The sequence below is a fragment of the Mesorhizobium sp. M0960 genome (genome assembly GCF_040319055.1).
Lineage (GTDB): Bacteria > Pseudomonadota > Alphaproteobacteria > Rhizobiales > Rhizobiaceae > Mesorhizobium.
In genome coordinates, this window is record NZ_JAMYNN010000039.1 from 1 (window position 1) to 12,614 (window position 12,614).

At 62.0% G+C, this 12,614-nt stretch carries 10 protein-coding genes and 4 pseudogenes; 7 read left to right on the forward strand and 7 right to left on the reverse strand.

Features of this window, described 5'->3' with window-relative positions:
* Nucleotides 1–99: 99 nt before the first annotated feature.
* Nucleotides 100–741, reverse strand: a pseudogene (locus NKH63_RS30725) (IS630 family transposase); the annotation flags it as partial.
* A gap of 12 nt (nucleotides 742–753) precedes the next feature.
* Here NKH63_RS30725 and NKH63_RS30730 point away from each other — a divergent pair.
* Nucleotides 754–984, forward strand: coding sequence for a S46 family peptidase (locus NKH63_RS30730; protein ID WP_352920365.1), 231 nt, complete (start codon nucleotides 754–756; stop codon nucleotides 982–984).
* Nucleotides 944–1,360: a S46 family peptidase gene (locus tag NKH63_RS30735; RefSeq protein WP_352920368.1), complete on the forward strand. Its 417-nt coding sequence runs from the start codon at nucleotides 944–946 to the stop codon at nucleotides 1,358–1,360. The genes NKH63_RS30730 and NKH63_RS30735 overlap by 41 nt, the downstream gene beginning before the upstream one ends.
* A gap of 27 nt (nucleotides 1,361–1,387) precedes the next feature.
* On the opposite strand, the gene NKH63_RS30740 is transcribed toward NKH63_RS30735, so the two are convergent.
* Together NKH63_RS30740 and NKH63_RS30745 are read right to left on the reverse strand one after the other, a co-directional pair.
* A complete protein-coding gene (locus tag NKH63_RS30740; protein ID WP_084642947.1) occupies nucleotides 1,388–1,579 on the reverse strand; it encodes a hypothetical protein in 192 nt (63 codons plus the stop codon).
* A 112-nt stretch (nucleotides 1,580–1,691) separates the two neighbouring features.
* Nucleotides 1,692–1,841: a hypothetical protein gene (locus tag NKH63_RS30745; RefSeq protein WP_023721628.1), complete on the reverse strand. Its 150-nt coding sequence runs from the start codon at nucleotides 1,839–1,841 to the stop codon at nucleotides 1,692–1,694.
* Between the two features lie 767 nt (nucleotides 1,842–2,608).
* On the opposite strand from NKH63_RS30745, the pseudogene NKH63_RS30750 reads away from it, so the two are divergent.
* From NKH63_RS30750 to NKH63_RS30775, 5 genes and pseudogenes are all read left to right on the forward strand, one after another.
* A pseudogene (locus NKH63_RS30750) lies at nucleotides 2,609–3,226 on the forward strand (ISNCY family transposase); the annotation flags it as partial.
* A 595-nt stretch (nucleotides 3,227–3,821) separates the two neighbouring features.
* Nucleotides 3,822–4,096 (forward strand): annotated as a pseudogene (locus tag NKH63_RS30755) (carboxylating nicotinate-nucleotide diphosphorylase); the annotation flags it as partial.
* 150 nt (nucleotides 4,097–4,246) lie between these two features.
* A pseudogene (locus NKH63_RS31425) lies at nucleotides 4,247–4,742 on the forward strand (transposase); the annotation flags it as partial.
* A gap of 352 nt (nucleotides 4,743–5,094) precedes the next feature.
* Nucleotides 5,095–6,303 (forward strand): M16 family metallopeptidase, encoded by a 1,209-nt coding sequence (locus NKH63_RS31430; protein ID WP_502896384.1) that lies wholly within the window; start codon nucleotides 5,095–5,097, stop codon nucleotides 6,301–6,303.
* Between the two features lie 40 nt (nucleotides 6,304–6,343).
* A complete protein-coding gene (locus NKH63_RS30775) occupies nucleotides 6,344–7,402 on the forward strand; it encodes a class I SAM-dependent methyltransferase (protein ID WP_352684528.1) in 1,059 nt (352 codons plus the stop codon).
* A gap of 396 nt (nucleotides 7,403–7,798) precedes the next feature.
* Here NKH63_RS30775 and NKH63_RS30780 read toward each other — a convergent pair whose 3' ends face one another.
* The 4 genes from NKH63_RS30780 to NKH63_RS30795 are packed head-to-tail and all read right to left on the reverse strand — an operon-like array spanning nucleotide 7,799 to nucleotide 12,457.
* Nucleotides 7,799–9,217: an FAD/NAD(P)-binding protein gene (locus NKH63_RS30780; protein ID WP_352920371.1), complete on the reverse strand. Its 1,419-nt coding sequence runs from the start codon at nucleotides 9,215–9,217 to the stop codon at nucleotides 7,799–7,801.
* Entirely contained in the window at nucleotides 9,214–10,389 is a 1,176-nt protein-coding gene (gene ssuD / locus NKH63_RS30785; RefSeq protein ID WP_352754274.1) for an FMNH2-dependent alkanesulfonate monooxygenase, read from the reverse strand. Before ssuD ends, NKH63_RS30780 begins: the two co-directional genes overlap by 4 nt.
* Before the next feature lie 32 nt (nucleotides 10,390–10,421).
* On the reverse strand, nucleotides 10,422–11,669 hold the full coding sequence (locus NKH63_RS30790) for an SfnB family sulfur acquisition oxidoreductase (protein ID WP_352920375.1): 1,248 nt from the start codon (nucleotides 11,667–11,669) through the stop codon (nucleotides 10,422–10,424).
* On the reverse strand, nucleotides 11,666–12,457 hold the full coding sequence (locus tag NKH63_RS30795) for an ABC transporter ATP-binding protein (protein WP_352920378.1): 792 nt from the start codon (nucleotides 12,455–12,457) through the stop codon (nucleotides 11,666–11,668). Before NKH63_RS30795 ends, NKH63_RS30790 begins: the two co-directional genes overlap by 4 nt.
* Nucleotides 12,458–12,614 lie beyond the last annotated feature (157 nt).

The following is a 12,614-nucleotide window of genomic DNA, read 5'->3' on the forward strand; positions in this document are numbered from 1 at the left end:
CACCTCCATCGAGGTGGATGTTGAATCAGCACAAAACGCAGCCGTCACATCACAATCGATTCATCGATCACAGGACGTGGTCTAGCTAGTCATGTGAACCTAAAGTTCGCCACATAAGCGCTGCTCGGCCTAAACACCTGACGGACGAGAGAATTTCGTCCGCGGACTTGGTCCATCGATAGGGCTTTGGGTTCTCATTGTGGCGCTCGATGAAGGTGCGAATATCGGCCTCGAGCTGGCTGGTTGAGGTATGCACGCCGCGTCGCAGCTGCTTTCGGGTCAGTTCAGCGAACCAGCGTTCGACCTGATTGATCCAGGATGCCGATGTGGGCGTGAAGTGGACATGGTAGTGAGGCCGGCGCGACAGAAACCTGACCAGCGCGGTTTTGTGGTATCCATGATGACGTGGACATCGAGATCGGGCGGCACGTTGGCGTCGATCTGCTTGAGGAAGTCCAGAAACTCGGTCGCCCTGTGCCGCTTGTAGCATTTGCCAATCACAAAGCCGGACGCCACATCGAGCGCCGCGAACAGCGAGGTGGTGCCGTGTCGGACATAGCTATGGGTCCGGCGCTCCGGCACGCCCGGCATCATCGGCAGGACCGGTTGCTCCCGATCGAGTGCCTGGATCTGGCTCTTCTCGTCGACGCTCAAAACCAGTGCCCTGTTGGGCGGTGACAGGTAGAGCCCGACGATGTCGCCAACCTTGTCGACGAACAGTGGATCGCTCGACAGCTTGAACTGGGTGAAGAATTGCCCGCGGCGCCCGGCAGCCGCATCTATGTGATCGAGGACATGCGGGATGTGACCGCTGAAATGCTCAAGAGCGTCTCAGACAAGCTGAACGGGTTTGCCCGCTATGAGCGGCTCGCCACGAACAAAAAGGCCCTGATCGCCGCATGTGAAGGACAGCCCAATCACCGTTGCGACGTAGGGGCCCATTATGGCGGCGCCTCTACTATCTCCTCCGAAGCTCGAAATTGAGGACGTGCGCCTCGTCTATGCGCCCGCGCTCCGCATCGGCAACTTCGGCGGCCAAACGGATAACTGGATGTGGCCGCGCCACACGGGCCACTTCGGCTTTTGTCGCGCCTATGTCGCGCCTGATGGTTCCTCCCGGCCATATGCGCGCGACAACGTGCCCTACCGGCCCAAGAACTGGCTGCGCATCGCCGTTGAAGGCGCCAGGATGGACATTCTGCTGAATTTTACCTGCGGCGCTGTTTCATGGACGCGCTTGGGCACCCCATTTTCTATTGCCCGCCTCGGCTCATGCGGGGCGGGCTTCTTGGCCTTCTGGAGGATTTGCTCACCATGGTTCATAGTGGCGGCGCAACCGTCCGGTGAGCGCCTCACCTGAGGCTACATGGCGGCCGTGGAGATTGCCTCAGGAGCGGCGCCCAATCGGAAACCTTAGCACCTCCGCGTTTTGGCGTGGCTGCTTGAACTCTTCGACGGCAACCGCCTCAATTAGCAGGTCCAAGGCTTGGCGTCCCCTTCGACTCATCGGGTCATCGCCACAAAGGTAGTCATACGCTCGATCTAAATGCACTCGGGCGGCGGAAAAATCGCTTGTCATAGGACCCTCTCTAACCACCCCATTGCCGTCTACGAGGTGAAGGTCGCGCAATCGTCAATATTTACAGACAAATTTGAATTGAATCGGGGATGATCGGGGAGTAGCTAGGCCGTCACCCACGGTGACTGAACCGGCCGACATCGGCGCCGAGGTCTCGGCATTCCTCGCGCGCCTGGAGGCCGTAGTCCCCTAACATGATGCCGCCGTCCAGCCCGCCGACGATCACTCGCTGGCGCTCGGTCGGATCATAAATGCCGAGCACCCCGTTCCGAGACCACCTCTAACCGGCGTCATTCGATGCGGACGCGGAACCGGCCCGATTTTGCGGCGCAGAGCCAGAGGCGGCGAGGCGGCCGCCCAGGTCCCAGGCCGGTTGGCTCCAAATCGCGCTAGGTCGTGTAGATCAGGTTTGTACACACCACTTAGCTATACGCGGGGGGCGATAATGCCATCGAAGAACAAATGGCGCAGGTATTGGGTATCGATCCGTCGGAGCACCCAATCCCGCCCGCAACGCGGTTCGCAGCCATCTCGACCGATTGGTGGACTCCTGACTGCGGGATCTAAGGAGCTTTTCCTAGCCTATAGCTAAATGGAAAGACGCCCATCCCCTCGATTGAGCCAACCCAGACCCAACCTACTGGACTCCAGAGCGAAAAGAGCGCGTGCGGCTCGTGCGACTTGTGGGGAAAAGTAAATGGCGCCTCGGCATGACTGACTCCGACTGCCTGAGCGCCGGCTTTCAGTGCGGGCAAGGGGAGCGTTCCGGTGGCCAATGCTGCTGTTGGAACGGAGCAGGTGGGTTGTTCTAGCAACACGGTTGAGTGTCCGGGGTGCCAACAATGAACAAATGCGCAGGAACACTCGATCCGCGCCTTCTGCAGGCCTGCCTACAACCTGTGCAAGTGCACAGGTAGCGAAGGTGCGCGCATTCAAGCACGTTTGAGCGTCGGCGCAATTTCCATGCCGACCACCAACGGAGATATCTGCGATGACCAGCAACATGCGGCTAATGAAAGCGAGCGAGATTCCCGCCTTCGTGGCATCAGCACGATAGAGGCGGCAAACGCCTACGCTCCAGAGTTCATGGCGGACTTCAACGCGCGTTTTGGCAAAGAGCCCCGCAATCCGAAGAACATGCATCGGCCCCTCGCCGATCACGAACAGTTGGATGGCGCGATGTGCCATAAAGAGTTTCGCACCGTGTCTAAGGCGCTGACGCTGCGCTACGACAAGGTGCTGTTCATCCTCGATCCAACCGACTTGGCGAAGCGTCTTGCCGGCAAGAAGGTCGTTGTCTGCGACTATCCGGACGGCCGGCTCGAGGTAACTCATGATGGCATCGGCCTGCCCTACAGAACCTTCGACAAACTTCGCTCAGTGCACAGGACTGCAGTCGTCGAGAACAAACGTCTCGATGCGGCGCTGCTGATGGTTGCCGAGATGCAGGAAGCTCGGGAGCTGAAGCGTAGCCAGCACGCTCCGCGGCGAACCGGCCAGACAGACCATATGTTCGGCATCCCAGACGGGAGCGTGGGCAATGGCTATGTGAAGCGCGACGGCAAGCCTGGGCGTCGGCGGGACTTCATGAACGACCCGGCCGTCATTGCCAGACGGGAGAAAGCACTGGCGCGCATGGCGGCCGCTGTCGACCGTGTTGAAGTCACTACCCCGAACAAATTTGGTGCGGGTGATCCGGCAGATTCAGGCAGGGCCAGTGGCCGCCTGGACGATGTTCTCGCATTCCTGATGGAGAATTCGGGCAAGCTGCCGGAAGCCCCGCTGCCCTGATGAATTTTCGGCAAAGTGTAGGCAAGCGGACTGCCTGTGCAGCGCCAGTCCGCCGCGATCTGTCCAGCGGCGGGTCTCAAAGCTAAAGCCAAGGGAGCTTCACTGGAAGGCACCCGATCGGGCTGCGCAACCCCGACCAGCTGACGCCCGATCGGGCGCTCTCGTCGGTGCCAAGAAGGCGCGGCTTCACCGTCGGTGCGACATTTCTACTTTGCTAGGAACCGAAACGCCCTGCCCTACAAGTGTCGCATTTCTAATTTTCCAGCGCTGTCTCATCTCTAACTTGCTTTAACACCTGATCTGGCAAATAGGAATGTCGCTCCTGCTTGTGCGTTGCCAGTCTCTCGCCTTCGAGAGCGGAGAGATTGCATCTTGACTGAAATCGCATTGAGGCCCTTGTCGAGGGTTATAGAGCGGCGGATGACGAGCGTTGCCGCCGCAAGCGTGGCTGGCGCGAGCAAGCGTAGGTCATCTCGTCAAAATCGAAGTGGAGGTCGATACGCTGATCCAGTTGGAGGAGGCACTTGGCTTCGCCCCCGACGCTATCCTGCTCGACAACATGTCGGTCGATGAGTTGCGCCACGCGGTGGCGATGGTTGCCGGGCGGGTGGTCACCGAAGCATGGCTGCGCAGATTGCTGCGACGGGCGTCGATCTGGTCTCCATCGGCTGGCTGACCCATAGCGCGCCGATCTTGGATATCGGACTTGATTATCGGGACTCATAATCGACTGATGGACGGCACCGGGCGGATAAGTTTTCCGGTCACCGTCAAGCGGCTAGCAGAGAAGCCGTAAAGGCCAGAAACCAAAGAACAGGATGGAAATGGACGCAACGATTTCGACGAAGACGATGCCGCCAGGTCAAGCACATGACTTGGCGCGAAATGCGCAAGAAAGGCTTTCGTGGCCAGATCGGCGTCGTCTCTGAATGGGCGCGGCGCAGACGCCTTGCTGAAAGGACCGATCAAAGCGCACTTGCCCGCACGCCTTCGGCACGAAGCATCGCCAGGCTCATGACGCTGGCGCGTGACGACCTGTCCAAATCGGACGCTGTACTGATCGGGGCAATCGAGAGCAATGTTCCTGACCTCGGTCATCGCGCGAACGCTGATCGACGACTTTCAGCAGATGATCCGATCAAAGGCGGCCGCAAAACTGGACACTCGGCTGGACGGCGCGAAGGCAAGCCTCGTCGGCTCCTTTGCAAACAGGGTCGAAAAGGACATCGCCGCAGTCCGCAACGCCATCATCTCTCCGTGGTCGAATGGCTAGACCGAAGGCCAGATCACCAAGCTCAAACTCATCAAGCGGCAAACGTACGGCCGCGCCAAGATTGATCTGCTCCAGGCGCGCCTTGTCGGTGCAACTTAGGCTGTGGCCGCAGCGAGAGTGCCGAATGAGGACCCCGTTTAAGGGGTGATTCTCGTCCAAACGGTTCGGATGGGCGGTCGTCCGCCAGCAACTTCTCCTTGCTAAGTAATCCGGCATCCTCGAAGGCCTCGCGCCAGTTCGAAGCGCATTCATATCCCCTCCGCAGCAGCACGCGCAAGCATCGTCACAAGCCCCGAGCCGCTTCGCGTTCGGCGCTGTCCAATTTCCGACAATGTCGGACACGCAACGTAGCAGGGTCAGATCTACCAGACTGCGTATAAATGGTTTTCTCATTTGGCACGGTACATGCACCATCATCCGCAAACACGTGCCCGACCAAAGAAGACGTCGCATGATCACCTCACCAAAACATACCGCCGCCGCGGAACAAATCACTTCGCCCCGAACCTTGCTTATCGTCCGTCCCGTCACCACAACCGGAGCCATCTGCTTCGTCTTCGACGGCGGCACCACGCAGGACTCGGCTGACAAGGAGGGACTGGCCAATTTGATGACCGGCCTGTTCGACGAGGGCGCCGGCGATCTCGACAGCGATGCCTTCCAGGTGACGGTTGACCATGCCGGGGCCGAGAGGAGCTTCGACGCGCAGCGCGACGGCATTTATGGCAGATGCGCATGCTGCCCGAACGGAAGGACGCCGCCTTCGATCTGCTCAGGCTCGCGCCTAACAGCCCCCGCTTCGACCAGGAGCCGGTCGACCGCATCCGCGCCAAGCGGCGCCGAATCTACGGCACGCATCCTTATTCGAGGCCGGACGAGGGGCACCAAGGAGAGCCTCGCCGGCATAACGCCGGTCGATCTAGGCGCCCTCCACAAGGCCGCTTTCGTCGGTGACGGGCTGCACGTAGCGGTCGTCGGCGATATTGATGCCAAAGGCCTGAGTGAAAGGCTCCACGACTCGGTCGGCGATTTGCCTCAGAAGCAGGCGATCGCGCCGGTGGCCGATGTCGCCCCGAGCTCGGCCGGCGTAATTGGTCGCCTACGACCCGCCGCAGACTTCGCTGCAGCTTGTTTTTCCCGGCATCGGACGCAGCGACTCGGAATTCTAAGCCGCACAGCTGATAAGCAAAATACTCAGAGGCTCGCCATTTACCTCACGTCTGTTCCAGGAAGTGCGCGAGAAGCGCGGCCTTGCTTACGGTATCCATTCCAGATTGAAAGACTACCAGCATTCCAATGCGCTTGTCGTGACCACGGCGACGCGCGCCGACAGGGCGGCCGAGACGCTCGGCGGATACGCCACGTGATCAGGGAGTTGGCGGAAACAGGGCCGACAGAGGCCGAGCTAAAAGCGAGCAAGAAATATCTGATCGGCACCTATGCTACCAACAATCTGGATTCCTCCAGTTCGATTGCAGCCACGCTTGTCGGGTCTTGGCACCGGCTACACCAGCGCCGCGCCGCCCACATCGATCGACCAAGTCGAGGCAGCGGCGAAGAAGCTGCTTTCGGCCGAACCCGCCATTATGGTGGTCGGCCCGCGCGTGGACGCCAAAGAATGGGCCCGGGCTCCAATTTCGCCATTCTTCTCCCCTTGTGAGGCTTTTCCTGGGAGAGATCGAGCCCAAAGGGAGATTCCGATGTCTGAAGCGAGTCAGGAAAAGTTGGACGCATTCTTGGGGAAAATGGTCGGCGATCTCGGTGCGATCGCTACGGGCGCGGGAGTCTTGCTGGGCGACAGACTCGGCCTGTTCAAGGCATTGCGCGAAGGCGGCAAGATGACGGCCGCCGAACTTTCGACACGCACCGGTACCCAGGAGCGCCTTGTAAGGGAATGGCTTTCCGGGCAGGCGGCGGCGGGCTACGTCGACTACGATGAAGCCAACGACCAGTTCTATCTCAACGCCGAGCAGGAGCTGGTGTTCGCCGATGAAAATAGCCCGGCCTTCATGGCTGGCGCATTCGAGTTCCTATCCGCGCTGTGGCTCGATGAAGAAAAGGTGAGGCAAGCGTTCCAGTCCGGCAAGGGCGTTGCATGGCACGATCATAGCGCGTGTCTGTTTCGCGGCACGGAGCGGTTCTTCCGTCCAGGCTATAATGCCAATCTGATCGACTCCTGGCTGCCGGCCCTGGAGGGCGTAGTCGAGAAGCTCGAACGCGGCGTGGAGGTCGCGGATGTCGGATGCGGTCATGGCGCATCGACGGTGCTCATGGCACGTGCTTTCCCCAATTCGCGCTTCGTCGGCTTCGATTATCACGCCCCTTCGATCGAGCGCGCCCGCAAGGCCGCCGAGGAAGCCGGCGTCGGCGCCAACACGCGCTTCGAGGTCGCGGCCGCCAAGACCTATCCCGGCACCTATGACCTCGTCGCTTTTTTCGATTGCCTTCACGACATGGGCGACCCGGCGGGCGCCGCCACCCATGTCCACGGGTCGCTCAAGCCGGATGGCACGTGGATGATCGTCGAGCCGTTCGCGCATAATCATCTAGCGGCGAACCTCAATCCCGTCGGACGCGTTTACTATGCCGCTTCCACGTTCGTGTGCACGCCCGCATCCCTGTCGCAGGAAGTCGGGCTCGGGCTTGGCGCCCAGGCCGGCGAGGCGAGGCTACGCAAGGTGGTGACCGGCGGCGGCTTCAAGCGATTCCGTCGCGCCACGGAGACGCCGTTCAATATGGTGCTGGAGGCCCGTCCCTAGCGCGGCCGTCGCTAGAAATTGCAGCTCATCGCTTTATGGTGAAGATCTCGTCAAAATCCGAACTCACAGTTATCGACAAATTTTCAGAGGCGTCACTCCCCTGACATCAGATTGGAGTTGTTAGAAGCCAACAGTAGTTGAAGGCACACGCAGCCAAGCTCGTCGCCTAGACTAGTTCGGTGCTCTCAGAGAAGCCAACTCCGAAGACCGTACTCCGCTCAAACGCGCAGTCTCTCCACCTGAACTTGGGCGACTTCGGCGGCGTCGGCGACAAACGCGAAAAGCGCCAGGAGCGGCACTGCGACCAATGGCGCTTTCATAAACCTCGAAGGCGCTTTCAATCCTGGCGATGCGTTCCGTCAGTGTCATCTGAATAGACTCATGCTAATCACAGCTTCACGACGCCTTGCGACGCAACGCCGTTTGGTATCGCAACCATTGGTGAATTTCGGCGGCGATGCGCTCGGTATGTGCGGTGACTTCGGGAATTCCCATCAGTTCGCCGACGCTGCCGCGCGCCAGTGGCCCGCTGACGAAGATGCTGTCGGTCGGGCGCCCGGATGTGCCGACCGCACGGCCTTGGCTGTCGGTCTCCAAACCAAGACCAATCGGGTCGAGCCGGACCAATCCCATCCGCTCGAGCGCCGCAATCGCCGTGTTGGTCCGCAAGATATCGGCGTGCGCCGGTCCGGTCGTCACGACCACACTGTCGAAAGCCTCGACAACGAGGCTGCGTTGGCCACGCAGCCGCTGCCTGACGCAAATGCGTCCGTCGACCTGTTCGGCGCCGACAATCGTTGCGGCGCGATAGGCAAGCCTGCCCTCGGCAACGCCGCGATCAAGCACGGCCGCGATCTGTGGAGCGATGCGGAAGCGATGCACATCCCACAGCGCGCGAAGATGGCGCACCACGCGGCGCTGCTCGGCGAGCGGCAAGGCCTGCCAGATGATTTGCCCCTGTCGCCGGACGGCGTCGAGCACCGGGTGCCAGCCTTCGCCCCGACGCTTGGCATCAAGGATCGTTGCCCGGGTGCGCCTGAACAGTGCCGTTGCGCTGCGTGAAGGCAGGGTCGTGAAATCGCCGATCGGATCGCCACGCGAGGCTGCATGGCTGCGCGAGCGATAGCCGTGACGTGACAGCGCGACGATGTGGCCGCGATGCCCCCTGCGGTCGAGCGTTGCAATCACGTCCGCCGACGTCAGTCCGGTGCCAACGACCAGGACACGGTCGTCGCGGCCAATCGCTTCCAGCCTCTCGAGATCATAGGGATTGGTCACCAGCCCGGCTGTGCCAGCCACGGACTTCAGGGGCATCGGCAAGGCCGGCGGCGGATGCGTCGTCGCAATCACCACGGCGTCGGCAGTGAGCGCCCCGCCATCAGCGAGGATCAGACAGTAGCCCTCGCCGGTGCGCTCGACCGATGCGACGGCGGACCTGACATGGCGGATCGTTTTGCTGAGAAGGAAGGGCCGGAGATGAGATTCCACATAGCGCCCGAAAACGCGGCGCTGCGGGTAGAGTGCTCCGTAGGCGGCAATAGCCTCGGCATCGTCTACAATGGCTCTGGTCTGCTCCAGCCAGTCGGCAAAGTGGCTGTCCTGCCCGGAGATCAGCGTCATTCTCGATGCCGGCACATTGATGCGATGTGCCGGATCGGCCGTGGAATAAGCCAGACCATAGCCGAGCCCCTCGCGGGGCTCGACGACCACGATATCGGATGCACCGGCCGGGAGCAGTCGCGCCAGATGAAACGCAGTCGCCGCACCTGAAAAGCCGCCGCCGACAATCGCTATGATCGGTTCGCTGGCGCTCAAGACTGGCTCGCGCGCAGCGACAACGGGCGATGGTCGCCGGCCACCGTTTCGCCGAAGGGGCCCATGTTAACGGCCGTCGGCCGCGTTGAGATCTCGTGATCGAGCGGCAACAGCGGCAGCACCAGTTCGCCGAAGCGATAGGCTTCCTCTAGATGCGGATAGCCGGATAAGATGAAGGTATCGATGCCGATGCGCCGGTATTCGTCGATGCGCTCCGCCACCATCGCCGCATCGCCGACCAGAGCGGTGCCGGCGCCGCCACGCACCAGGCCGACACCGGCCCACAGATTCGGACTGATTTCGAGTTTGTCGCGACGGCCGCCATGCAGCCGGCTCATGCGCGACTGGCCGACGGAATCCATGCGCGCGAAAACCTTCTGCGCCTCGGCGATCGTCTTGTCGTCCAGGCGGCTGATCAGGCGGTCGGCATCGGCCCAGGCTTCGTCATTGGTTTCGCGAACGATGACATGCAGCCTGATGCCGAAACTCACCTGGCGTCCGGCCTTCTCGGCAAGGCCGCGCACATGGTCGACCTTTGCGGCGACGTCAGCCGGCGGTTCGCCCCAGGTCAGATATTTATCGATCTGCTCGGCGGCGACCGCATTGGCCGCCTCCGACGAGCCACCGAAATATAGCGGCGGATGCGGCGTCTGCACGGGCGGGAACAGCAGCCGGCCGTCCTCGATGCGCAAATGTCTGCCTTCGTAGGCAACGGTCTCGCCGCGCAGCACGGCCTTGTAGATATCGAGGAATTCCCGCGTCACCTCATAGCGCTCGTCATGGCTGAGGAAGATGCCGTCGCCCTTGTTCTCGACCGGGTCGCCGCCGGTGACGACGTTGATGAGCAGGCGCCCGCCCGAAATGCGGTCGAGCGTCGAGGTCATCCGCGCCGCGAGCGTCGGCGACTGCAGCCCGGGACGGACGGCAACAAGAAAGCGCAACCGCTGCGTCAGCGGCGCCAGCGCCGACGCCACCACCCAGCTGTCCTCGCAACTGCGCCCGGTCGGCAGCAACGCGCCGTAGTAGCCGATGGCGTCGGCCGCCTTGGCGACTTGGGTGAGGTAGGGCAAGTCGACCGCCCTGCCCCCCTCGGAGGTGCCGAGATAGCGGCTGTCGCCATGGGTCGGGAGAAACCACAGGACCTTGATCCTGTCGGGAATGGCAATGCTCATGAATAGTCCTCTATGACTTGACGGAGTCTCGCTCAGCTCCAGGCATGGAACGGCGGATTGACCTCGTTCAGATAGTAGTTGCCGAGGATCGCGTATTTCCAGCGCACGGGATCGTGCAGCGTGTGGGTGCGGGCGTTGCGCCAATGCCGGTCGAGATTGTGCTCGGCCAATGTCGAGCGCGTGCCCGCGAGTTCGAAAAGTCTGTTGGTGGCGTTGATGGCGATCTCGGTGGTGAGGATCTTGGATTCGGCAACCGCGATCTGCGCTTCCGCGACGGTCTTATCGTTGGCGTCGAGCACAGCGCGATCGACCGCAAGGCCGGCCTTGTCCAGAACCGCCTCGGCCGCATTGGCCCGCAGGCGGAGGTCGCCGACCGCCTGGATCGTGTAGGGATCCTGCCAGGCATGATCGACGCCGCTGTCGATCCACGCGCGCGACTTGGTGCGCACGAAGCTGACGGTTTCGTCGATCGCCGCGTTGGCGATGCCGAGATCGACAGCAGCCTGGATGATCTGGAAGATGGCGCCGTCGGCCGTCGGCCGGTCATAGCCCTTGTAGCCGGGGACGAGATGCGTCTTCGGCACTTTCACATTGTCGAGCAGGACTGTGCCGGACAGCGTCGTCTTCTGGCCGAAGCTCGACCAGTCGTCGATGACCGTCAGTCCGGGCGCGCCGCGATCGGCGATGGCATACCAGGCCCGGCCCTCGTCATCGAGCGCCACGATCGGCACCAGATGGGCGAGCAGCGCGCCGCTGGAATAAAATTTCTGGCCATTGACCACGACGTGGTCGCCAGCGTCGACGAATTTGGTCTCAAAATCGGCCGCCCGCTTGGAGCCGAATTCCGAGAACGCGTTGCCGAACCGCGTGCCGGACAGAACTTCGGCGAAGAGCAACTGCTTCTGGGCCTCGTCAGAGACGGTGCGGATGGCGGCGACGACGCCGAGATGGTTCTGCGGAATCTGGCCGAGCGACGGATCGGCCGCCGAGATGATGGTGATCACCTTCGACAGCGTCACATAGGAGAGTTCCGGTCCGCCATAGGCCTTCGGCACGTTGATCGACCACAGGCCGCTCTGCGAAAACGCATCGAGCTCTTCCTTCGGCCAGATGCGCTCGCGATCCCGCCTGGAGGCGTCCTTGGCGAAGTCTGCGGCCAGTTTTTCCGCCACAGCGATCGCCTCGGCGTCGGTCTTGATGACATGCGCTCTGGCCGACGGACGCTCAACCGGGGGGACGGCGCTGCGGATATCGGACGGCTGCTTCGATTGGATGGTCATGCTGCGGTCTCCTGGGGAAAATGTTGCGATGGAAGCGGCGTGCCGCCGAGATAGTAGGTCTTGATGTCGTCGCGCTGGCGCAGGTCGGCGGCCGACCCTTCCAGCACGCTCTTTCCGTTTTCGAGCACGGTGGCGCGGTCGGCATATTTCAGCGCCACTGCCGAATTCTGCTCGGCGACAAGGATCGAAAGATCTTCGTCCCGATTGAGCCGCTTCAAAGCGCTGAAAATCTCGTCGACGATCAGCGGCGCCAGCCCCATCGAAGGCTCGTCCAGCACGAAGAGTTTCGGCCGCGACATCAGACCGCGGCCGATCGCCGTCATCTGCTGCTCGCCGCCGGAGGTGAGGCCGGACCGGGTTCGCCGCTTCCCGGTGAGCCTGGGGAAAAGCGCATAGACGCGGTCGAGGTCGGCCTTGACGCCGGTGCGGGAGGACGAACGCCCGAGCGCGCCGGTCAGAAGGTTCTCCTCGACCGTCAGCGAGCGGAAGCAGTGTCGGCCCTCGAGGACCTGGACCAGACCCTTGCGGACGAGGTGAGAGGGGCTTGCCCTGGAGACATCCTCGCCGTCGAAAGTGATCCGGCCAGCGGTAACAGTGCCGCGCTCGGCCGGGAGGAGATTGGATACGGCGCGTAGCAGCGTCGTCTTGCCGGCGCCGTTGGAGCCGAGCAGTGCGACGATCTCGCCTTTGCCGACCGACAGGTCGACACCGTGCAGGGCGGCGATGGCGCCGTTGTAGACGGCCTCCACGCGACTGACCGACAGGATCGGATTTTCCGGGCTGGACATCGATGACTCCGCAATAGGCAGGAAATCGCGGGCCGGCCCGGGGGCCGGCCGCGGGTTTTTGGGGTTAATTTGGTGCCACCGGGTGGGGGGGGTTGGGCGGGGGGGGGGTTTTTGACCCGGGGGGTTTTAACAAAAGACGCGGGCCGCGGAAAGGGTT